Consider the following 20532-nt stretch of genomic DNA (forward strand, 5'->3'; position numbering starts at 1 on the left):
GAGAGGAACTTTCATGAGTGCCTTTTCGAATGAAAGTTTCTCTCATTACCGGTGTGTCGAAGCGGCCTTGGCCGATACGATATAATGCTGGAACCAAGAGAACTGAAAAAAGAGGATGGAATCATCATTGAATTTAAGGTTCAGGATACGGAGGAGGAGCCGGAGCTTGTGGATACGGTCAGAGCTGCGCTGCGGCAGATAGAAGAGAAGCGCTATGAATCCATATTGACAGAAAAAGGCATTCCAGGGAACAAAATACGAAAATACGGATTCGCCTTCCGTGGGAAAACCGTATTGATCGGAAGGTAGAACCTTGACAAACAATTCCTTATATGCTAGGATCTCCCTAGAAAATAGGAAAACGCAGTGAAGAAAAGAGTAGGCTTGATGGATTTTCTACAGAGAATTCCCGGCGGCTGAGAGGGATGGAAGGAAGCTGGCCGAAGATGGTTTCAGAGCGGCACGGATGAACGCATGGAAGCGATAAGCCGTGACAGGACTCCGCCTGTTATAGCGGAAGAGTATGAAGGTACTCGCAGAGGTCTGCTTTCGCGAGAGGCAGACGAACGGAAGTGGTAACACGGGAATACGCCCGTCTTCTTTGTTAATAAGGAAGGCGGGTTTTTTTATGCACAGCCCCGTGCAGAGGGACCCGTAAAAAATGAGAAGCGATTAACCTATGTGTCTGAGCAGCGGGCAGGAGAAGAGAAGCCGTCGGTGCTCAAGTTCAGCAGAAAGAGAGGAATTTAGAAATGGAAAAGCAAAAATACTACATTACCACCGCCATTGCCTACACCTCCGGCAAGCCTCACATCGGCAACACCTACGAGATTGTACTGGCGGACGCTATTGCCCGGTTTAAGAGAATGCAGGGCTATGACGTATTCTTCCAGACCGGCACGGATGAGCACGGCCAGAAGATCGAGGAGAAGGCGAAGGAGGCAGGCGTAACGCCCAAGGAATTTGTGGACAATGTGGCCGGAGAGATCCGCCGCATCTGGGATCTGATGAACACCTCTTATGACAAATTCATCCGCACGACCGACGCAGACCACGAAGCCCAGGTGCAGAAGATTTTCAAAAAGCTCTACGATCAGGGCGATATTTACAAGGGTTATTATGAGGGAATGTACTGTACTCCCTGCGAATCCTTTTTCACTGAATCCCAGTTGGTGGACGGCAAATGTCCCGACTGCGGCAGAGAGGTAAAGCCGGCCAGGGAGGAAGCTTATTTCTTTAAAATGAGCAAATATGCGGATCGTCTGATTGAGCACATCAACAGCCATCCGGAATTTATCCAGCCCGTTTCCCGGAAAAACGAGATGATGAATAACTTCCTGCTTCCGGGCCTCCAGGATCTCTGTGTGTCCAGAACGTCCTTTAGCTGGGGCATTCCCGTAAGCTTTGATCCAAAGCACGTAACCTATGTATGGCTGGATGCATTGACCAACTACATTACCGGAATCGGTTATAACTGTGACGGAGAATCCACAGAGCAGTTTAAAAAGGACTGGCCGGCGGATCTGCACCTGATTGGAAAGGATATCATACGCTTTCATACCATTTACTGGCCTATTTTCCTTATGGCTCTTGATTTGCCGCTGCCTAAGCAGGTATTCGGCCATCCCTGGCTCCTGCAGGGCGATGGAAAGATGAGCAAGTCTAAGGGAAATGTGCTCTATGCGGATGAGCTGGTAGAGATGTTCGGTGTAGATGCTGTGCGGTACTTTGTGCTTCACGAGATGCCTTTTGACAACGACGGCGTTATTACCTGGGAGCTGATGGTGGAGCGCATGAACTCTGAGCTTGCCAACACCCTGGGGAATCTGGTGAACCGTACTGTTTCCATGTCCAACAAATACTTTGGCGGCGTGGTGAGCAATCCTGGCTTTATGGAGCCTTTGGATCGGGAGCTTCGGGAGACGGCTGTGAGCACGGCTCAGAAGGCGGCGGATAAGATGGAGGAGCTCCGTGTGGCAGATGCCATGACAGAGATCTTTGCCCTCTTCAAGCGCTGCAACAAATACATTGATGAGACCATGCCCTGGGTTCTGGCGAAGGACGAGAGCAAGAAAGACCGTCTGGCCACAGTGCTTTACAACCTGGTAGAGGGAATCAGCATCGGCGCCTCTCTTCTGGAGCCCTTTATGCCTGAGACCTCCGCGAAGATTCTGGAGCAGCTTGGTGCAAAGAAACGTTCCATTGAAGTGATGAATATGTTCGGGCTCTACCAGTCCGGCCAGAAAGTGACGGAGAAGCCAGAGATTCTCTTTGCAAGGCTGGATGTAAATGAGGTGCTTGCAAAAGTAGAGGAAAAGAAAGCACAGGAGGCACAGCCGGAAAAACCAAAGGAGCCGGTGATCGATCTGGAGCCGAAAGAGGAGATTACCTTTGACGACTTCGGGAGGCTGCAGTTCCAGGTAGGAGAGATCATTGCCTGCGAGGCAGTTAAGAAGTCCAAGAAGCTGCTCTGTTCCCAGGTACGCATCGGAAGCCAGGTGAAGCAGATTGTGTCCGGCATCAAGGCCCATTATACACCGGAAGAGATGGTGGGCAAGAAGGTGATGGTTCTGGTGAACTTGAAGCCGGCAACCCTGGCCGGAGTGAAGTCAGAGGGAATGCTGCTCTGCGCAGAGGACGCAGACGGGAATCTGGCTTTGGTAGTGCCGGAGAAAGCGATGCCTGCAGGGGCGGAGATTTGCTGAGATATTCAGTGAAGATAAAAATTAGTTATAAAAAACAGGGCCGAAGGATTTCGAAAATCCCAGGTCCTGTTTTTGGCTTTCAGGTTTTGTAATGCAGGTCAGAAAAACGTCTGCAAATCCATCTGTTTCGCCTGCTCCAAAAGAAACTTATATCGTTTCTGCACAGAATAGATTTCATAAGTATAACAGTCGATGAGATCGGGGTCCACCACTGTCTCGAAGTTGGCATAAGCGGTTTCCAATGCATTTTTGGTAGAATGTAGATCCTCCAGAAGCTGCCGTCTGGTAAAGGAATCCTCCGGCGGCGCCGGTTCCTTTCGTAAAAACCCCATACTGCAATCCCCCACTTTCCGTAATAAGTATTTGTGTTGTACTAAAAGTATAGGCAAAAAAACTGGCATTTATACTAAAAAATAGAATATATTGGATCGAATATCCATATAATGGTAAAAAAGCCAGGGACAACGCCATGAAAGCATTAAATTTTCTCATCCGCATGGTATTTGGCGCAATTGGAATCCAGATTATCAATGCAATTCTCATTTCTCAAAATATCGGCGTGTTTGTGGGATTAAATATTTTAACCCTTTTGACAGTCGGAAGCCTTGGTATCAGCGGACTTGGGCTGCTTTACGGAATTTCTGCCTTTGGAATTTTGTGAAAATTTTACAATTTACAAAATAAGGAACCGGCACTATAATCTAACTCAAGATCGATTAATCTTTCCTGGCTGATGCCAAAGACGGCACAGCCAACATCTCAGGTTTGAATCAAACCAATATTTCCGGATTTACGTAAATGTGTAGAAGGAGGTGGCAGTTTGGTATCCATGCTGCAGTTTATGCGGAAGAATCAAGGCTATTGTCTTTTGACCCTGGCCTTTCTGGAATTACAGATGCTCGTCTGCCTGGTGGCAGGGGCGCTGCTCCTTAAGGGAGGGCTCGGGTGAAGAGAAAACAGATCGCGGTCTGCGATGAAGAGCGGGACTACACGCTGCGGTTTGCAGAGTATGCCGGGCGGCATGGGAACCCCTTGTTTGTCGTCCATGGCTTTACCGGCTTGGAGGAGTTTCTGGAAGATACGAAAGAACATCCGGCAGACATCGTACTGCTTTCAAAAAAATATACGAAAGATCTGAAAAAAGAAGAATACCCGGGACAGATTATCTGTCTTTCGGAGGAGGAATACCAGGAGGAGGAACCGGAATACCCGGTAATCTACAAGTACCAGTCGTGTCTGCGGATTTTAAAAAAGGCTTATGACATTTATGCGGAGCGGACTCCGGCAAGCCTTGGGACAGCCCTGCGCCTGGGGAAAATGAAGCGCATCGGTATCTTTTCTCCCTTGGGCCGTATAGGTAAGACAAGCTTTGCCCTGGCTCTGGGAAAGGAGCTGGCAAAGCAGAGGCGAACCCTCTATCTGAATGTGGAGGAATTCTCCGGTTTTGAGTCTCTTTATCCCAGTGGCGGGCAGACCTTGTCAGAGCTTGTCTACTTTATGAAGCAGGGAAAAAAGGCATTTGCCTGCAAGCTGGAAAGCATTACCGGGAAAATCGGCAGCTTAAGCTACATTCCCCCGGTTAAGTCGCCTCTGGAGCTGCGTGATATTAAAAAAGAGGACTGGGAGGAGCTTCTCACCGCACTGGAAAAGGAGAGCAGATATGAATTTGTCATTCTGGATCTGAGCTTCGGGGCAGAGGGCGTCTTTGAGCTTCTGGAGGCCTGCGACACCATCTATATGCCTGTTGCATCGGATGAAACTGCCAGGGCCAAGCTCTGGCAGTACCGGGAAGCCATAAAGCTTCTGGAATTGGAAGAAATACTGGAAAAAACAAAAGAGATTGCCTTCCCCTCCATAGAACAATTGGAAGGATATGCGAAAACAGAAGGAAAGAGGTGGAGTAAAAACTGAAACGGAATTGGGAAAATATGAGGAGAAAGCTGCAGGAACAGGTGCAGCGGCAGATGGATCTGTCAAGAGAGCTGACAGATGAGGAAGTGGAAGAGCTGATTATGCAGGAGATTCTGCAGTTCAGCAGCAGGGATTATCTCCTGCTGGAGGAGAAGCTGCGGATACAAAAGGAGCTCTTTAACGGAATCCGGAGACTGGATCTATTGCAGGAGCTGATTGAGGATCCGCTTGTAACAGAGATTATGGTAAACGGCCCTAAGGATATTTTTGTAGAAAAAAGCGGACGGTTGTTCCGGTGGGACAAGCAGTTTGAGTCGGAGGAAAAGCTGGAGGATCTGGTTCAGCAGATCGTAAGCTTCTGCAACCGGAACATTTCCAAGGCAAATCCCATTGCGGATGCAAGGCTTGCAGACGGCTCCCGGGTCAATATCGTACTGGATCCCGTTGCGTTGAACGGGCCGGTTATTACCATTCGGAGATTTCCGGAGCATCCCATCCGCATTGCACAGCTGATTGAGTGGGGCTCTGTAACCAGGGAAGCGGCGGAATTCCTCCGGGAGGCGGTGACGGCTGGCTATAACATTTTTGTAAGCGGCGGAACAGGTTCCGGGAAAACAACCTTTCTCAATGCCCTCTCCGAGTTCATTCCGCCGGGAGAGCGGATCATCACCATAGAGGATAATGCGGAGCTACAGCTGGCGACGGCGGAAAATCTGGTGCGTCTGGAGGCAAGAAACGCCAATCTGGAGGGTGAGCACGAAATTACCATCCGGGATCTCATACGGACGGCACTGCGCATGCGGCCCAACCGTATTATCGTGGGGGAGGTCCGGGGAGCGGAGGCTATCGATATGCTTCAGGCTATGAATACCGGCCATGACGGCTCCTTAAGCACCGGCCATGCCAACAGCCCGGGGGATATGCTCAGCAGATTGGAGACTATGGTGCTCATGGGAATGGATCTGCCTCTGGCAGCCATTCGCAGGCAGATTGCCTCCGGCGTGGATCTCATTGTCCACCTGGGCCGCCTGCGCGACGGAAGCCGACGTGTTCTGGAGGTGGCAGAGCTTGACGGCATGAGGGAAGGAGAGATTCTCCTGCACATCCTGTTTTCCTTTCAGGAGGAAGAAGGCCCGGCCGGGCAGGTACAGGGACGGTTAGAGAGGCAGGGAGAGCTCCGTCATAGGGGAAAAATGAAAACAGCGGGAATCGGGAGGGAAACAGGTGGATTACAGGCGCTATCGTCCGGATAAAAAGGAAAGGCTCTTCTTTGGCCTTGAAGCCGCAGCTCTCACCGGAATCATTGCCCTGTGCTTTTACAATTCCCTGTGGGCTATAGCTGCATTTCCCTTTGTGCTGCTCTGGTTTTTGAAGGAAAGGGGGAAGTCCCTGGGGGAACGGAGGAGAAAGGCCTTGAAGCTGCAGTTCAAGGATGCGGTGGAAGGCATAGCCGCAGCCCTGGCAGCAGGCTATTCGGCAGAAAATGCCATACGGGAAGCCAGAAAAGACTTGCAGCTGGTCTATGCCGGGAACACAGACATGGTTCAGGAGCTCTCTGCCATGGAGCGGAAAATGGATGCAAATCAGACCATTGAAGCTGCTATGGAGGATTTTGCAAAGCGAAGCGGCCTGGAGGAGGCGCAGACCTTTGCGGAGATCTTTGCCGCAGGAAAGCGGAGCGGCGGAGACTTGATTGGAATTATGGAGGACACGGCCCGGACTATCACCCAGATTGTGGAGACAGAGCGGCAGGCATCCATGGCTCTTGCCTCCAGGAAATATGAGCAGAAGGTGATGAATCTTGTTCCCTTTGCCATGATACTGTATCTGCGGATAGGCTGTCCGGGATTTCTGGATCCGCTGTATGGGAACCTGACCGGAATCTGTGTGATGACAGGCTGTCTGGGGGTGTACCTTCTGGCCTGGCATATGGGAAAGGGGCTGCTTGCCGTTGAGGTATAGGAAATGAAGCTGAGCAAACGTATCTGGGAGAAAATCAAGGGGAGAATGCCGGGGCAGGAGGCAGTCAGGCAGAATCTGAAGCTGCTTCATGCCGGAGGGGACAATGCAAAAGAGGAAGAGCTTTACTACACGGAAAAAATCAATCTTCTGGCCAAGGTTCTGACAGCCGGCGTATGTATCGCCATTCTGGCAGGAGTGCTTTCCCTAAGGGAACGGGATCTGAAGGAGGGACGCTTCCTGCCAAGACAAAAATACACTTACCGGCAGGAGCTTCTGATGACGCCGGAGGAAGGGGAGACAGAGGAAGTGACCGTAGAAGTAGAACCCAAGGAGCTGTCGCAGGAAGAGAGCCGGGCGCTGCTTGACCAGACTCTGGGAGAAATGGAAAGCCGGATTCTGGGGGAAAACATGTCTCTGGAGGAGGTACGCAGGGACTTGAAGCTTATCCAAAAGATAGAAGGCCTTCCCATAGCCATTGAGTGGGAGCTGGACTCCTTTGAGGTTCTGAATCTGGACGGGAGCATCCGGCCCGAGAAGCTTCGGGAAGAGGGAAGTCTTGTGGAACTGACGGCACGTCTGACCTGTAATAAGGAGGAGGCTGTCTACAGGGCCTGTGCGAAGATCCTGCCGCCTGTTTTAAGTGAAAAAGAGGAATTTATGCGGGAGCTTGCCGGAAAGCTGGAGGAGCTGCAGGAAACGGGAGGAGAGAAAGAGCAGAAGGAGCTCCCCGTCCAGGTAAAGGGAAAACGCCTTACCTGGGAAGAAAAAAAGTCCTCCTCTCCTCTGACAATCCTGATGCTTACTTTGATATGCGCTGCTGCGCTCTATGGAGCAAAGGATCGGGAGCTGGTACAAAAGACAAAAGAACGGGAACGTCAGATGTGCAGAGACTATGCGCAGATTGTAAGCAAGCTGGTACTCCTTATGGGTGCCGGAACGGCCGTGCGCACAGCCTGGGAAATGATTGTCCGGGACTACCAGGCCAAACGGGAACAAGAGGAAGCGCCTCTGCACTACGCATATGAGGAGATGGCGCTGGCCTTAAGGGAGATGCAGAACGGAGTTGCGGAGATTAAGGCCTATGAGAACTTTGGCCTGCGCTGCCGGATTCCTTGTTATATGAAGCTGTCCGTACTGCTGGAACAGAATTTAAGAAAAGGAAACCACGGCTTAACAAGGCTTCTCAAGGGAGAAGTCCAGGAGGCCTTCGAGCAGCGCAAGGAGCTGGCAGTCCGGGCAGGGGAGGAGGCAGCCACACGTATGCTGCTGCCTATGATCCTTATGTTGATTGTAGTAATGATTCTGATTTTAGTACCGGCAGGAATGTCGATGCAGATGTAAAAACGAGAAGTCCGGCTAAGAAATGTCAAATGCTTTTGAAAAATATTATCTGCTGGACGGTAAAGCTGCAAAGGCGCACGAGAGGAACTTTTATGAGTGCTTTCTCGAATAAAAGTTTCTCTCATTACCGGTGTGTCGAAGCAGCTTTACCCTTTAGAGCTGTCGCGCAGCGACTTAGAATAGAAGGAGGAATAGCAATGAAAAATTTATGGTATCGGTTTTGGAAAGAAGAGGATGGAATCGGCGTTGTGGAAATGATTTTGATTCTGGTGGTTCTCATCGGCCTTGTAATCATTTTTAAAAGCCAGCTTACAACCTTAGTCAACAACATTTTTGACAAGATTACAACCCAGAGCGGCACAATCTAGGTATGAAAAAGGGTGAGATTACGGTATTTTTGAGTCTTATGCTGGCAGTCCTGCTGTTCTTTTTCCAGGCCTGCCTCCAATCCGCCCGTCTGGCCTTCCTGCGGAGCCAGACCCAGGAGGCCTTGGAGCTTGCAGAATATTCCGTTCTCTCCGAATACCATCGGGAGCTCTTTGACCGCTACGGCCTTGTCTATGTGGAGCTTGGATATGGAAGCGGCCTGGAAGACACAGGGTATCTGGAGCAGCGGCTTCGGGAATTCCTAAAGGCAAATCTGCCAAAGGGCAGCGTAAAAGCCCTGGAGGCCTGGGACTTTTCCCGGGCCACAGACAACAGAGGAATGGCTTATTACGAGCAGGCAGTATCTCTGATGAAGCAGAAGACAGGCGCGGCAATTCTCGATCAGCTCCGTTCCTGCGAAGCATGGGGAGAGCAGGCGGAGGAGCAGAGCGCCGCATATGAGGAGACAAAGGCGGCAGAAGAGAAAAATCTGGAGGAGCTGAGAGAACGCAGGGAGACAGAGGAGCAGATATATACGCCTGATCCGGTATCCTCCGTCAATGCATTACAGGCAGGAAGCTGTCTCCATCTAGTGCTTCCGGATACGGGAAGCGTATCCGGGAAAAAAGCGGTTTTGGAAAATATACCTTCACAGAGAAACTGTCTGGCGGGAAGCGGAGAGAGGGGAATCCATAAGGGAACAGCGGCAAATGATTTGTTTTTTCACGGATATTTACTGGAGCATTTCACAAATGCCGTAGACTTTCTGGCAGGCGATACGGAGACGGGGCCTTGGCTGGATTACCAGATAGAATATCTCATCGGAGGAAAGGACACGGATATCGGTAATCTGGAGTCCGTATGCAAACGAATCCTGGCAATCCGGGAGGGAATGAATTATGCTTATCTGCTCACGGATGCCGGGAAACAGGCGGAATGCGAGGCTCTTGCCCTTGCCATGGTGGGCGTTACTATGATTCCGGGGCTGGTAGAGGCCGTTAAGCAGGCGCTTATGCTGGCCTGGGCTTTTGCGGAGAGCGTGGCAGATGCGCGCACTCTTTTAAGCGGAAAGAAGTGCTCCTTCTGGAAGGGGGACGGAACCTGGCGGACCTCCCTGTCGGGAGCTTTGGATCTGGGGAATTCCGCCTCGGGATTTAACCAGGGGGAGGACTCGGGAGGGCTCTCCTACAAGGATTACCTGGGAATGCTGCTGATGACTGTGGGGCGTGAGAAAAAGACGATGAGAAGTCTGGATGTCATCGAAGGCGTCATACGCAGGCTTCCGGGCTGCGGCGGATTTTACACAGACCAGTGTACGGACGGCTTCCAGATTCGCACTCTTATCTCCAACGGAAGAGAGTGGGCGGCGGAGCGGACCTTCTGCTATGAATGGTAGCTATGCAGGCATGGCCGGAGGTATCGCCTAAAAAAGTATTTAAAAAATATCAAGCGGAAAGACAGGGGCAGAAAAGCTCCGGAAAAGGGGTGTACCATGATGTTCTTTTGTAAGGAAGAGTCTAAAAGAAAAAAGAAAGCTCTCCAGGCAGTTGCAAATGATTATTCCGGTAGTTCATCGGATGTTCTATGTGAAAATCAAATTCCTTCCTGCAAAAGAATATCATGGTGCGCCCCTTGGCGCGGCCGGGGCAGCATGACCGTGGAGGCGGCCCTTGTATTTCCCTTATTTCTCTTCGGACTGACGGCTCTTTTATATCTCTTGGTGCTTTTGAGGGTTGAGACAGAGGTTGGACGGGCTCTTACAGATGCAGGCAGAGAGCTGGCTCAGAATGCGTCTCTTTCGAAGGAGGCGGAGAGCTCTCTTCTGGCCGCGGCAGAGGGAAAACACAAGGTAAAAGAGTACTTAAGCGCTCGTCCCGGCGTGGAAATTATTAAAGACGGAGCAGACGGGATCTCTTTGCTCGGAAGCAGCTGGAACACCGGAGACAGTGTTCTGACGCTGAGGGCTTCCTACCAGGCGGTGCTGCCGCCGGGGATTTCCTGGTTTCATCCCATCCGGATTACCCAGACAAAAACAGTCCGCGGATGGACTGGCTTTGGGGAGAGGCAGGCTTTTTCGGGAGAACAGGGGGAGAAAGTAGTCTATGTAACGGATTACGGAACGGTGTACCACGGCCGGTTAAACTGCAGGCATTTAAAGCTTTCCATTCAGCAGGCGGCTTTTTCAGAGGTTGGGGGTCTGCGCAACGGAAGCGGAGGAAAGTATGCCCCCTGTGAGCGGTGCTGGAAGGACGGAAGCCAGACGGTATATATTACAGCGGAGGGGAACCGGTATCACGAGACACTGAACTGTTCCGGTCTGGTGAGAGGAATCCGGGCGGTTCTGATATCGGAGACGGGAGGTCTGCCGCCCTGCTCCGTATGTGGAGGATAAAAAATATGCAAGAAAAGATAATAAAATCGGCCGTTTTCTTACTGCTCCTTGTGAACGGCATTCTGGACTGGAGAAAAGGGGAGGTCAGTCTTGTAAGCTTAGTGCTCTTCGGGGCAGCGGGAATCGGTTTGAATGTATGGCTTGGCTATCAGAGCTTTTTGGAGGCGGCCGGAGGAGCCGGACTTGGAGTTCTGCTTCTTCTGACAGCGTTTCTCACCAGGGAGGCCATCGGTTTTGGGGACGGATTGCTGCTGCTTGTGACCGGAATTTATCTGGGCTTTTGGGAGAATCTGAATCTGCTGTTTCTGGGAGCCGTTTTAAGTGCAGTGATTCTGGGGGCCGGGATGCTGGCCGATAAGGTAAAGCTTAAGGATCGGGTTCCCCTTGTTCCGTTTTTGTTATTGGGATTTATCGGGAGGTTGTTTTTGTGAAGAGACGATTAAGAAAAGGAAGCTTTACGGTGGAGGCGTCTATGCTGATTCCCTTTATCATACTGGTTCTGTTTGTATTTTTGTGTTTGTGCCTGTATCTCCATGACAGAAGCGTCCTCTCCTCCTGTGCCGCAGAGCTGGCAGGGAAGGGAGCGGCAGAAAAATACCGGAGTGAAAAGGAGCTGGAAGCCTGGCTTGAGGGCCAGGCGGCAGGGATGGCAGGAGGAAAACTGCTCTGCCTGAGAGGAACGGAAGCATCTGTGAAGGTGACAAAGCAGCGGATTACAGTCAGCTACAGGGGGAAAACCAGTCTTCTCGGAGGCTTAAAGGTGAAGGAGGAGGAACAGGCAGTGAGGCTGAATCCTGCAAAAAGGCTTCGGAATATCCGGGAACTGAAAAAAATTAAAATCTGAAATAGAGGTATCGTATGAAAATATCATATAAGCGCGAACTGGATCACAACTATCTGATCTTAGAACAAAAAGATTTTCAAAACAATTATCAGGCAGGAATGCTCGTGAAAAACAGAATTGCCGGCCTTTTGGAATGTACCTTAAGCAGAATGGATAAGGACGCTGCTTTCTGCTATGAGATTACCTCCCGTCAGAATCTCCGCCTGGTATTGGAACGCAAGCGCCTGAACGCTTCCCAGCTTGAGGGGCTGCTGGAAGAGCTGCTGCGGACGGCCGGAAGCTGTGAGGAGTTTCTTTTGGATACCCGTGCACTGCTCCTCAATCCGGATTACATTTATCTGGATCCGGATACCTGGGAATTTTCCTTCTGTCTCTTTCCTTTTTATGAGGGTGATATGGGAAGCGGCCTTCTGGAGCTGGCAGAATATCTCCTGGATCGCCTGGACCGGGAGGATCCGGGAGCCGTAGCTCTTGGGTATGAATTCTACCGTATGGCGGGAGAGGAGAACACTTCCCTGGAACAGATACTTGCCAGGTGGAAGGAGGGGAAACGGGCAGAAGAAAAGCCCCATGGGGCAGAAGCAGAAGAGGTAAGAAGCGAGGAGCCGGGCGTGCAGGCTGCGGCGCAGACAGAGGCAGTCAGGGAAGAGCCTCCGTTCCACGGCGAAAAAGGCGGCACCACATTTTTAAAGAAATCTGCCGGACTGGTGCTGCGCAGTGAGAATCCGGCCTATCCAAGCATGGAAATCACAGGGGAACAGTTCCTCATCGGAAAGAAAAAGGATGCCGTTGACGGGTTTATTAAAGCAAGAGGTATCTCCCGTCTCCACGGAAAGATCTCGAAGGAGGGCGGCGTCTATTATCTGACAGATCTCAATTCCACCAACGGCACCTTCTTAAACGGCGGCCGCCTGGAGGTCAACGAAAAGGCCCGAATCCGTTCCGGCGATCAGGTGGGCTTTGCGGATGTGAAATATGTGGTAGACCTTTCGGGAGAAGTCCTTTATAATAAGGATGAAAGGGAGGATGTGGCATGCTGAAGCTGGAAATAAAGATGGATGAAGAAAAGCTGAAGGAAGAACAAAAATATACCATTGAGGATATTTATCAAAAAATTGAAAAAGGATTTGCCAGGTATCGGCTTCAACAGGAGATAGAGGATGATGGGACACGTGTTTTTTCGGGGACAGGAAATCGGAGAGATTATGGTGCCTTTGGACTTCTGATTACGACCTTGAGTGAAAAATCCTGGTTTATGGATTATGTAATAAAATGGGTCTGGTACAACAGCGACCGCGGAAGAGATGAGAATGATTTTTCGGTAGAAGACGTGCTGTATTTTTATACAAAAAGGGAGAGCGCTGCTTAGTGGATAGAAAAAAACAATTGTGTTATAAAGCATTATATTTTGATTTGTCTATTAAGGCATTGAAACGGTTTTTTTCTTACAAAAATCCAAAAGGGGCATATGAAAAGCTTCAGAAATATTTTGAATCAAATAATTTTTCTCATGAGCAGTATTCCGGATATCATTCCAAGTATAAGACAACAGATCTTGAAATATTTCTGTTAATGCAAAAGATGAAAAAAATATTTCCGTGGATGGAAAAGTGTGTAAATCATTTTGAAGTAACAGATGTTGGAGAGGATTATGATCTTGTGCCTTTGCTTCAAGATGATATAAGAGAATTTGAATGATAAGTGAAGCATAAAGAAAAAGGGCTGCCGGAAATGTGGGATCAGATTGTTGATATCACATTTCTGACAGCCTTTTTCAATAACGGCTAAAAGAATTGACTTCTATTAGGAAGTAAACCAGTCGGACGTGCAGGCATCACTCTCCCACAACCTCTTTGATCATCCCATAAAGCGCTTCCACATCCTCCACCCGTGTACTTCCCGTCTCTTTGTCAATGATAGAAGAATACACATGAGGAATCACCCGTTTCACGCCGGCATTCACGGCGATGGCGAGAATCTCCTTAAAATTCCCCAGATCAATCCCCCCGGTAGGCTCCAGGCAGAAGTCATTTTCCGCACAGGCCTTGGCAACGGCTTCGAACTCCTCCCGGCACTTAAGACCGCCCATGGGGAAGTATTTCAGAGAATCCGCGCCTTGTTCCTTGGCCATGGCAATTGCGGTGCCGACAGGAACAATCGCCGGTTCCAGCTCCTTTGCCAGCGGCCCGGTGGAGACCTTCACAAAGCCGGGCTTACCGCAGGGAGCGACCATAGAGTTCATAAAGGGCCCTTCCCCGGTCAGCGCTCTTGTATATCCGCCTGCCGTAAAGGTCTGGTTGATATGCTTCGGCTTAATGGCTGCAGAAATTTCCGCCACAGCCTTCCACTGGCCCGGATTGCCGGCGCCCAGTCCCACAGAAATACAGTTGTCAACCTCACTCTGATATTTTTTCATATCCGCAATGGCGCTTGGCACATCGGGATAATCGGCAGACAAAAGTCCAAGGGCAACATGCCCCTCGGCTGCTGCATAAAGCGCTTTGGCGTTTTCGATAGAATTGGTCAGGCAATTTAAGCAGACACGATCCTTATAGAATTTTAATCCATCCATTTTATATATGCTCCTTTCCGATTTCGCAGATACGCCGGTAGATATATTCCAGCTCTTCCAGGCTGTTTAGGGGACGGGGATCGATAGCCAGAGAACCGATGTTGGCCTGGTAGTCTCTCGTATAGACGGCAAATTCCCCTTCCTGGAGCTTTCCGATCATTTCCTTGGCGGAATATCCGTAGCGTTCTTTGTAAAATGTAATCTTTGCCCGGTAGATCTCTCGTCCGGCCTCATCCTGTACCAGGACGGCGCTGCAGCCGGGAATCTCATTGATTTTTTCAATAAAAGCTTCCAGATGAGTTTTGGTGACAACCGGCTTGTGCTCCCCGTCCAGATATTCCCGGATGGCCTTTAAAAGTCCCATGATGCCTTCCTTGCCGATTTTCATTGCCCTTCCGATGCCCTTGTACTGCAGACGCATATTGGAAGCAAGCTCTCTTGTCCGGCAGGCCACAAAGCCGCTGGTAGGCCCTTCGATGGCCTTGGCGCCGCTGTAGCATACCATATCTGCGCCCATGGCCATGTATCGGCTCAGATCCTCCTCTGCCGCTGCGTCAATGATACAGGGAACCTTAAGACGATTGGCAAGGGCTGTCACATCCTGGACATCCACCATGTCTTTTTGTACACAGTGATGAGATTTTACAAAGAGAATGGCCAGGGTATCGGGATTCACGGCATGCTCGATGTCCTCAAGCTTTGAACCGTTGGCATAGCCGGCTTCCACAATCCTGCCGCCTCCAAGCTGGATCATTTCCCCGATGGGTGCTCCGAAATCAACGTTGTGTCCTTTTAGAAGAATGACCTCTCGTTTGCTGATACGGGGAAGCTCGTCAAAGAGATGGTGCACCATGGTAAGGTTGTCCCTGCAGATCAGGGATGCTACGGAAAGCGCAATTCCCGCAGAGGCGCTGGAAGTCACACAGGCATCCTCGCAGCCGATCATTTCCCCGATCTTCTTTCCAGCAAACTCATAGAGGCTGTCGATGAGGATATAATTGCTTGCAGCATCTACCAGAGTTTCCCCCACCCCTTTGGAAATGGTGGATACTCCCAGCTTTGTCATGCGCCCGGAGGCGTTGATTACTTTTTGAAGTCCGTTTTTTCCATAAATATTTTCCATTCGGTTTCACGCTCCATATCGATAAAAGCTTGATTAGAAGATTCCAAGAAGGGAAGTAATGATGGAGACAATTACAACCGTCAGAAGAATCTTGGTGTAGTGGGGTCCCTTCTTCTTTAAGTAAGCGTAGATAATAAATACCGCAGACAGAGGAAGGAGACCGGGAACAATCAGATCCAGTACCTCCTGCATCACAATCGTGCTTCCGCCGGAGAAGCTGAATTCCAACGGAGTGGTAAGGGTGATGTAGCTGGCAGACAGGGCGCCCATCATGGTAAGGCCGATGACGTTAGCCGTAAAAATAATGTTTTTCATACGTCCGCCGTGAAGAAGGGAGACGATGGATTTCTTGCCCAGGGTGTATCCGTTGTGGATCAGATAGTAGGAAATTACAATCGTCACCAGGGGATACAGAATCAGCGGCATAATACCGCCCAGTGCAGAACCGTTGGAGGCAAAGGGCAGGAAAATGGAGAAGATAATCGGCATAACGGCAGCCCAGATAATGGCGTCTCCCATTCCGGCTACAGGCCCCATAAGACCGGTTTTAATACCGGTAATGGCATCGTCTGTGATGCTTTCGCCGTTTGACTTCTGTTCCTCCATGGAGATTACAATACCCTGGATAATAGCGCCTAGAATTCCCTCTGTGTTGAAAAATACCAGATGACGCTTTAAGGCGGCGCTCAGTTCCTCGTCCGTGGTATACAGTTTTTTGAGAATCGGTGTCATAGAGGCGCAGAATACAAGACTTTGAAGTCTCTCATAAGAGTTGGAAAGCTCCGCGCCTGCATAGTAAATCCACATAGATTTGGTAATGTCTTTTTTTGTAAGCTTTGTATTTTCCTGTGTTGTAGTGATTTCTCCCATAGTACTTAAGCCTCCTCTTCTTTCAGTCTGAATAAGTTAAGCAGCAGCGCTGTGCAGGTTGCGAAGATTGCCACGGCCATGGTATCAAGGCCGAGATAAATTACGGCAAAGAAGCCTGCGATAAAGAAAGGAATAAGATTTTTCTTTCCGATTACCGTTAAGGTGATTGCGAAGCCCAGGGCCGGAAGAATGCCTCCCATAATTTCAAAGGAGTGGGACAGCCAGGCCGGTAAAATCTCGATGAGCTTCTGAGCTACGGTAACGCCGAAGTAATCAATGATAAATACAATGGGGAAACGGATCACAAAGCCTGCGGCAGCCGGATAAAGGAAGGCGGCCCTCATAATGCCTTTTGTATCTGCTTTTTCCGCATAGCGGTCAGCCATGTGAACCCAGATAGCATTGGTGGTTCTTCTTAACTGATCCACGAACACGCCCAGTACGCCGAAGGGAATTGCAAGAGCAATTGCAGTCTGCGGATTCATTCCGGCAGCAACACCCAGAGGGATGGCAATACAGCCGGCCAGAGCCGGGTCGCTCGGCACGTTTCCGCCGGGGGTAGAGGTAACGCCCATGTATACCAGCTGGAGACCGGCGCCGATCATCATAGAATTTTTCATATCTCCTGTAATTAAGCCAACGAACACTGCGATTGTAACGGGCTGCAGCAATGCGGAAGAAAAGGTGTAGCCGAAGCGAAGCCGGCAGAACCAGTAATAACAGCCCATAAAGATTGCTACTCCTAAAACACTCATATTAACTCTCCTTTTTCATCTGTAGTTTGACGGTAAAATATTCAGCGATACTCTTGACATAGGAATCGGCAGAATTAACGATACCGTTTTAAAATTTCGTCAAATTTCATGGGAACGTCCTCGGGAATGGTCTGGAAAATGATTCCTACACCCTTGCCCTGCAGGTATTCCAGGATCTCCACGTCCGGATCGTCCAGGGTAATATTCTGGAAGACGACCTTCCGGTTGGGAGCGCCCCCCAGACCGCCTACCTGGATCTGGTCCACGGTGACGCCGCCGTCATAAACCTGTTTCATGGACTTTAAGTCCGGAAGCAGCAGCAGAACCTTGCCGCTTTCAAATTGATTGTCAGCCCAGTGCGAAATGGTGTCTGCGATTCCGTAGCATTCCACCTTGACGCCTGCCGGGGCGGAAAGCAGGTAAATTTCGCGCATAAATTCATCGGCTGCCAGCTCGTCGCTGACCACTACGATTTTGTTTGCCTGTGACTGATTTACCCATTTTGTCATTACCTGTCCGTGAATAAGACGGCTGTCAATTCTGCATAATACAATCTCTGCCATAGTAGCCTCCTGTTTGAATTTGTTTTTGTTGTCAGCGGTTGCCCATAGCGTTCATAACTTCTGCAACCACATCTTTCACGGCCTCCTGTCCTGATGCCAGAACGGTATCTGGGTTCAGAGCGCCTGTGAAGGTGATTTGCGAACATGCCTCCAGAAGCATGGGGGCATTCAGTCCGGAATATACCTTAATATTGAAATCCTTACCCAGCTTGGCGCCCACATTTGTAGTGGTTCCTCCAAAAACATCCGTCAGAATCAGAGAACCTTCCGGAAGCTTTTCCACCTGGGCCTTTACCTTGCCCAGATATTCGGGAAGGGTCATTTCCGGCAGCAGGGGAACCTCGTCCACAAAATCCACTGCCCCGAGAATCATCCGCACGCCCTTTACGAGAGACATGCCCCAGCCGCCATGGGTTAATAATAAAATCTGAGGTTTATCCATATTTCATCCTCCTATTCCGGTTTTAAAACCTTATTCACAATCACGAAACGGCCATTTCATTCCTGTAATTGAATTGTAGCATACTACATTTATGATTTCAATATAGTAGTGAAAGTTTGTTGAAAATGTATAGTCATGTAATTTGCTACATTTTTGAAGCGGGGTGGAATTCTTTGATTAATTTGGGGTTTTGTGGTATGCTATATCAAAAGTCGGGAAAGTTGTTTTAAAAGGAGCAGAAAGAAGAAATGAAGGAACAGAAAAAGGGTCTGTTTTCCGTAATGTCACGGATTGAAGGCATGTCAAATCAATTCACAAAAACGGACTGGAAGGTCGTTCAATATATTAAAAATCACACAGAAGATTTTATTTCCTGCAGCGCCCAGAATCTGGCGAAGCAGATTGGAGTATCAGATGCCAGTATTATAAGATTTGCACAAAAAGTAGGGTTTTCCGGTCTCAATGAATTCAAGTTCATGCTTCAGAATGAGCTGAACAAAGAGCAGACCATCATCAATCAGAATTCCTACACGTCTCTGCTCCAGGAGTACAATCTTCTGGCCGAGACGCTGTTCAAATTCACAAAGCCGGAGTATGTAGACATGCTGAGGGAGCGGATGCTTAAGGCAAAACGAATCTACATTGCCGGCATGGATCTCAATAAAAATACAGCCGAGATCATAGGCCACAAATTTACCCTCCTGGGACTGGACGTGAGGGTCATTGACAATTACGACACCTTGAAGCTCTTTTCCAGCCTGGCTACAAAAGAGGATGTATTTATCGTGCTCACTCTCTCCGGAGCCCACCGGATTCTGGCAAGGGCCATCAGTAAGATTGTGGAGAATGACAGCTTCATTGTTCTGGTGTCCAACTACGAAAGCTCGCTCTGCTCCGCCTACGCGGATTTGACTTTCCTGATTCCTAAGACGAATATGCTGGCCAATCACGATACAATTACAAGAGAGATCTTTATACTGATGCTGTTTGATATTATTTTCCTCAATATTTTGAATGAGGACGAGCATTCCTATGATGTGTTTCAGGAAACGGCGCCGTTTTCCAAGTTCAATCAGCAGGACAACGAGTAAAGAAATGGAGAAAAGGAATGATATTTGAAAGCCACGCCCACTATGATGATACGGCTTTTGACACTGACAGGGAGGAAGTGCTGAACCAGTGCAGGGAACAGGGCATAGAAACCATTATAAATGTCAGTGCCAGCCTGGATTCCGTGAAAAGCACGCTGGCTCTGGCGGAGAAGTATCCCTTTGTCTATGGGGCGGTAGGGATTCATCCGGATGAGACAGGGGAGTTAAATGAAGAAGCCTTTGCATGGCTGCGCAGTCAGTGCCGTCATCCCAAAGCCGTTGCCGTCGGTGAAATCGGCCTGGACTACTATTGGGATAAGGAAAAGCACGAGCTTCAGAAGTACTGGTTTGGCCGCCAGATGGAGCTGGCCAAGGAAGAGGGGCTTCCCATAATCGTTCACAGCAGGGAGGCTGCGGCTGATACGCTGGAAGCAGTGCGGGCAGCCTGTTCGCCGCAGCTTCGGGGTGTGATCCATTGCTTTTCCTATGGGCCGGAGCTGGCAAAAGAATATCTGGATATGGGATTTTACATTGGAATCGGCGGCGTAGTAACCTTTAAAAATGCAAAAAAACTAAAGGAAGTCGTAAAAATGCTGCCTTTAGAGCGGATACTGCTGGAGACGGACTGCCCCTATCTTGCCCCGGAGCCAAACAGAGGAAAGCGCAATTCCTCTCTGAACCTCCCCTATGTGGCGGAGGCGATAGGGCAGCTTAAGGGAATTGAGGCGGCCGAGGTTATCCGTGCGGCCCGTGAAAATGCCGCAGCTCTGTATTTTGCAGAAAGAGAGCCCCTTGGAGCCAGAGATAAGGAGAGTATGATATGAGCAGGCCGGAGCCGGTTTTGGGAAATCCCCAGAATACCATTGCCGTACTGAATCAGTACCATTTTGTATTTCAGAAAAAATACGGACAGAATTTTTTGATCGATACCCATGTGCTGGATAAGATTATCCGGGCCGCACAGATTGGCCCGGAGGATTTTGTAGTGGAGGTGGGGCCGGGGATCGGAACCATGACCCAGTATCTGGCCTGCAGGGCAGGCCATGTGACGGCCATAGAGATTGATAAGGCGTTGATCCCCATTCTGGAGGACACCTTAAAGGGCTATGACAATGTGACCATATTGAATGAGGATATTTTAAAAGTGGATCTCTGCCGCCTGGCGAAAGAACAGAATGGGGGACGGCCTGTGAAGGTGGTGGCGAATCTTCCCTACTATATTACAACGCCTATTATTATGGGGCTTTTTGAAAGCCATGTGCCGGTGGAAAGCATAACGGTAATGGTGCAGAAGGAAGTGGCGGATCGGATGCGGACAGGCCCGGGCTCCAAGGATTACGGAGCCTTATCCCTGGCTGTACAGTATTATGCCCGGCCTGAGCTCATTGCAAATGTGCCGCCGAACTGCTTTATGCCAAGACCCCGGGTGGGGTCTGCCGTGATCCGCCTTTTAAGACATGAAAAGCCTCCCGTCCAGGTGGAAAATGAGGCGTATCTGTTCGGGCTGATCCGCGCCTCCTTCCAGCAGCGCAGAAAGACCCTGGTAAACGGTCTGACCCACGCACCGGATATCTGCGTGCCTAAGGAAGCCTTTG

The 20532-nt window shown here is 49.8% G+C and carries 26 protein-coding genes and 1 other annotated feature (1 of these 27 running past the window's edge); of the genes, 19 read left to right on the top strand and 7 right to left on the bottom strand.

Going from position 1 to position 20532, the window contains the following annotated elements:
• The first annotated feature begins 51 nt into the window (after positions 1–51).
• Positions 52–309: a PD-(D/E)XK nuclease domain-containing protein gene (locus VV089_RS19255; RefSeq protein WP_334337055.1), complete on the top strand. Its 258-nt coding sequence runs from the start codon at positions 52–54 to the stop codon at positions 307–309.
• Between the two features lie 48 nt (positions 310–357).
• Positions 358–603: a binding site (T-box leader), on the top strand.
• 149 nt (positions 604–752) lie between these two features.
• Positions 753–2705, top strand: a complete 1953-nt coding sequence (gene metG / locus VV089_RS19260; protein ID WP_442891563.1) for a methionine--tRNA ligase — start codon at positions 753–755, stop codon at positions 2703–2705.
• A gap of 98 nt (positions 2706–2803) precedes the next feature.
• Here the strand turns inward: metG and VV089_RS19265 are convergent, their stop codons facing one another.
• Positions 2804–3037, bottom strand: coding sequence for a YaaL family protein (locus VV089_RS19265; protein WP_172541770.1), 234 nt, complete (start codon positions 3035–3037; stop codon positions 2804–2806).
• A 137-nt stretch (positions 3038–3174) separates the two neighbouring features.
• Between VV089_RS19265 and VV089_RS19270 the strand changes: the two genes are divergently transcribed.
• From VV089_RS19270 to vapD, 14 genes are all read left to right on the top strand, one after another.
• Entirely contained in the window at positions 3175–3366 is a 192-nt protein-coding gene (locus tag VV089_RS19270) for a pro-sigmaK processing inhibitor BofA family protein (RefSeq protein ID WP_334337056.1), read from the top strand.
• A gap of 159 nt (positions 3367–3525) precedes the next feature.
• On the top strand, positions 3526–3654 hold the full coding sequence (locus VV089_RS19275; RefSeq protein ID WP_334337057.1) for a hypothetical protein: 129 nt from the start codon (positions 3526–3528) through the stop codon (positions 3652–3654).
• Positions 3651–4616 (top strand): hypothetical protein, encoded by a 966-nt coding sequence (locus tag VV089_RS19280; RefSeq protein ID WP_334337058.1) that lies wholly within the window; start codon positions 3651–3653, stop codon positions 4614–4616. Before VV089_RS19275 ends, VV089_RS19280 begins: the two co-directional genes overlap by 4 nt.
• Positions 4617–4633: 17 nt before the next feature.
• A complete protein-coding gene (locus VV089_RS19285) occupies positions 4634–5869 on the top strand; it encodes a CpaF family protein (protein WP_334337059.1) in 1236 nt (411 codons plus the stop codon).
• Positions 5841–6578 (top strand): type II secretion system F family protein, encoded by a 738-nt coding sequence (locus tag VV089_RS19290; protein ID WP_172541774.1) that lies wholly within the window; start codon positions 5841–5843, stop codon positions 6576–6578. The genes VV089_RS19285 and VV089_RS19290 overlap by 29 nt, the downstream gene beginning before the upstream one ends.
• A gap of 3 nt (positions 6579–6581) precedes the next feature.
• Positions 6582–7919, top strand: a complete 1338-nt coding sequence (locus VV089_RS19295; protein ID WP_334337060.1) for a secretion protein F — start codon at positions 6582–6584, stop codon at positions 7917–7919.
• 197 nt (positions 7920–8116) lie between these two features.
• The gene (locus VV089_RS19300) at positions 8117–8287 is read left to right on the top strand and encodes a Flp1 family type IVb pilin (protein WP_172541621.1); all 171 of its coding nucleotides are present in this window, start codon (positions 8117–8119) and stop codon (positions 8285–8287) included.
• Between the two features lie 2 nt (positions 8288–8289).
• Positions 8290–9681, top strand: coding sequence for a DUF5702 domain-containing protein (locus tag VV089_RS19305; RefSeq protein ID WP_334337061.1), 1392 nt, complete (start codon positions 8290–8292; stop codon positions 9679–9681).
• Positions 9682–9777: 96 nt separating this feature from the next.
• Positions 9778–10677 carry a pilus assembly protein gene (locus VV089_RS19310; RefSeq protein ID WP_334337062.1) on the top strand — a complete coding sequence of 300 codons (900 nt, stop codon included), beginning with the start codon at positions 9778–9780 and terminating at the stop codon, positions 10675–10677.
• 5 nt (positions 10678–10682) lie between these two features.
• The gene (locus VV089_RS19315; RefSeq protein WP_334337063.1) at positions 10683–11108 is read left to right on the top strand and encodes a prepilin peptidase; all 426 of its coding nucleotides are present in this window, start codon (positions 10683–10685) and stop codon (positions 11106–11108) included.
• A complete protein-coding gene (locus VV089_RS19320; RefSeq protein WP_334337064.1) occupies positions 11105–11521 on the top strand; it encodes a TadE/TadG family type IV pilus assembly protein in 417 nt (138 codons plus the stop codon). Before VV089_RS19315 ends, VV089_RS19320 begins: the two co-directional genes overlap by 4 nt.
• A gap of 14 nt (positions 11522–11535) precedes the next feature.
• Positions 11536–12561: a DUF6382 domain-containing protein gene (locus tag VV089_RS19325; RefSeq protein ID WP_334337065.1), complete on the top strand. Its 1026-nt coding sequence runs from the start codon at positions 11536–11538 to the stop codon at positions 12559–12561.
• Positions 12555–12890: a hypothetical protein gene (locus VV089_RS19330; RefSeq protein ID WP_172541627.1), complete on the top strand. Its 336-nt coding sequence runs from the start codon at positions 12555–12557 to the stop codon at positions 12888–12890. The genes VV089_RS19325 and VV089_RS19330 overlap by 7 nt, the downstream gene beginning before the upstream one ends.
• Positions 12890–13219 carry a VapD family protein gene (vapD, locus tag VV089_RS19335; RefSeq protein ID WP_334337066.1) on the top strand — a complete coding sequence of 110 codons (330 nt, stop codon included), beginning with the start codon at positions 12890–12892 and terminating at the stop codon, positions 13217–13219. Before VV089_RS19330 ends, vapD begins: the two co-directional genes overlap by 1 nt.
• A 136-nt stretch (positions 13220–13355) precedes the next feature.
• Here the strand turns inward: vapD and dagF are convergent, their stop codons facing one another.
• From dagF to VV089_RS19365, 6 genes are all read right to left on the bottom strand, one after another.
• Positions 13356–14093 carry a 2-dehydro-3-deoxy-phosphogluconate aldolase gene (dagF, locus tag VV089_RS19340; RefSeq protein ID WP_172541629.1) on the bottom strand — a complete coding sequence of 246 codons (738 nt, stop codon included), beginning with the start codon at positions 14091–14093 and terminating at the stop codon, positions 13356–13358.
• Position 14094: 1 nt separating this feature from the next.
• Positions 14095–15216, bottom strand: a complete 1122-nt coding sequence (locus tag VV089_RS19345) for a DgaE family pyridoxal phosphate-dependent ammonia lyase (RefSeq protein WP_334337067.1) — start codon at positions 15214–15216, stop codon at positions 14095–14097.
• A 33-nt stretch (positions 15217–15249) separates the two neighbouring features.
• A complete protein-coding gene (locus VV089_RS19350) occupies positions 15250–16086 on the bottom strand; it encodes a PTS system mannose/fructose/sorbose family transporter subunit IID (protein ID WP_334337068.1) in 837 nt (278 codons plus the stop codon).
• A 5-nt stretch (positions 16087–16091) separates the two neighbouring features.
• Positions 16092–16841: a PTS mannose/fructose/sorbose/N-acetylgalactosamine transporter subunit IIC gene (locus tag VV089_RS19355; protein WP_172541632.1), complete on the bottom strand. Its 750-nt coding sequence runs from the start codon at positions 16839–16841 to the stop codon at positions 16092–16094.
• A 74-nt stretch (positions 16842–16915) separates the two neighbouring features.
• On the bottom strand, positions 16916–17404 hold the full coding sequence (locus VV089_RS19360) for a PTS system mannose/fructose/N-acetylgalactosamine-transporter subunit IIB (RefSeq protein WP_334337069.1): 489 nt from the start codon (positions 17402–17404) through the stop codon (positions 16916–16918).
• A gap of 31 nt (positions 17405–17435) precedes the next feature.
• Positions 17436–17846: a PTS sugar transporter subunit IIA gene (locus tag VV089_RS19365; protein WP_334337070.1), complete on the bottom strand. Its 411-nt coding sequence runs from the start codon at positions 17844–17846 to the stop codon at positions 17436–17438.
• Positions 17847–18094: 248 nt separating this feature from the next.
• Between VV089_RS19365 and VV089_RS19370 the strand changes: the two genes are divergently transcribed.
• The 3 genes in view from VV089_RS19370 to rsmA are tightly spaced (at most 17 nt apart) and all read left to right on the top strand, a layout consistent with a single transcriptional unit that may run on beyond the window.
• Entirely contained in the window at positions 18095–18937 is an 843-nt protein-coding gene (locus VV089_RS19370; RefSeq protein WP_334337071.1) for a MurR/RpiR family transcriptional regulator, read from the top strand.
• 17 nt (positions 18938–18954) lie between these two features.
• Entirely contained in the window at positions 18955–19761 is an 807-nt protein-coding gene (locus VV089_RS19375) for a TatD family hydrolase (protein ID WP_334337072.1), read from the top strand.
• On the top strand, positions 19758–20532 hold the 5' portion of the coding sequence (rsmA, locus tag VV089_RS19380; RefSeq protein WP_172541637.1) for a 16S rRNA (adenine(1518)-N(6)/adenine(1519)-N(6))-dimethyltransferase RsmA. The gene runs 113 nt beyond the window's last position; the window shows 775 of its 888 coding nt (coding positions 1–775); it begins with the start codon at positions 19758–19760; its stop codon lies off the right edge, out of view. Before VV089_RS19375 ends, rsmA begins: the two co-directional genes overlap by 4 nt.

Origin of the sequence: Candidatus Merdisoma sp. JLR.KK011, from assembly GCF_036941125.1 — a bacterium.
Classification (GTDB): domain Bacteria; phylum Bacillota; class Clostridia; order Lachnospirales; family Lachnospiraceae; genus Laedolimicola.

Bases quoted from the DNA above. Each gene is read 5' to 3' on its own strand.
- VV089_RS19285 (WP_334337059.1), top strand. From the start codon at position 4,634: ATGAGGAGAAAGCTGCAGGAACAGGTGCAGCGGCAGATGGATCTGTCA.
- dagF (WP_172541629.1), bottom strand. From the start codon at position 14,093: ATGGATGGATTAAAATTCTATAAGGATCGTGTCTGCTTAAATTGCCTG.
- VV089_RS19330 (WP_172541627.1), top strand. From the start codon at position 12,555: ATGCTGAAGCTGGAAATAAAGATGGATGAAGAAAAGCTGAAGGAAGAA.
- VV089_RS19310 (WP_334337062.1), top strand. From the start codon at position 9,778: ATGATGTTCTTTTGTAAGGAAGAGTCTAAAAGAAAAAAGAAAGCTCTC.
- metG (WP_442891563.1), top strand. From the start codon at position 753: ATGGAAAAGCAAAAATACTACATTACCACCGCCATTGCCTACACCTCC.
- VV089_RS19300 (WP_172541621.1), top strand. From the start codon at position 8,117: ATGAAAAATTTATGGTATCGGTTTTGGAAAGAAGAGGATGGAATCGGC.
- VV089_RS19315 (WP_334337063.1), top strand. From the start codon at position 10,683: ATGCAAGAAAAGATAATAAAATCGGCCGTTTTCTTACTGCTCCTTGTG.
- VV089_RS19265 (WP_172541770.1), bottom strand. From the start codon at position 3,037: ATGGGGTTTTTACGAAAGGAACCGGCGCCGCCGGAGGATTCCTTTACC.
- VV089_RS19350 (WP_334337068.1), bottom strand. From the start codon at position 16,086: ATGGGAGAAATCACTACAACACAGGAAAATACAAAGCTTACAAAAAAA.
- VV089_RS19345 (WP_334337067.1), bottom strand. From the start codon at position 15,216: ATGGAAAATATTTATGGAAAAAACGGACTTCAAAAAGTAATCAACGCC.
- VV089_RS19360 (WP_334337069.1), bottom strand. From the start codon at position 17,404: ATGGCAGAGATTGTATTATGCAGAATTGACAGCCGTCTTATTCACGGA.
- VV089_RS19325 (WP_334337065.1), top strand. From the start codon at position 11,536: ATGAAAATATCATATAAGCGCGAACTGGATCACAACTATCTGATCTTA.
- VV089_RS19295 (WP_334337060.1), top strand. From the start codon at position 6,582: ATGAAGCTGAGCAAACGTATCTGGGAGAAAATCAAGGGGAGAATGCCG.
- VV089_RS19365 (WP_334337070.1), bottom strand. From the start codon at position 17,846: ATGGATAAACCTCAGATTTTATTATTAACCCATGGCGGCTGGGGCATG.
- VV089_RS19305 (WP_334337061.1), top strand. From the start codon at position 8,290: ATGAAAAAGGGTGAGATTACGGTATTTTTGAGTCTTATGCTGGCAGTC.
- VV089_RS19370 (WP_334337071.1), top strand. From the start codon at position 18,095: ATGAAGGAACAGAAAAAGGGTCTGTTTTCCGTAATGTCACGGATTGAA.
- VV089_RS19355 (WP_172541632.1), bottom strand. From the start codon at position 16,841: ATGAGTGTTTTAGGAGTAGCAATCTTTATGGGCTGTTATTACTGGTTC.
- VV089_RS19270 (WP_334337056.1), top strand. From the start codon at position 3,175: ATGAAAGCATTAAATTTTCTCATCCGCATGGTATTTGGCGCAATTGGA.
- VV089_RS19375 (WP_334337072.1), top strand. From the start codon at position 18,955: ATGATATTTGAAAGCCACGCCCACTATGATGATACGGCTTTTGACACT.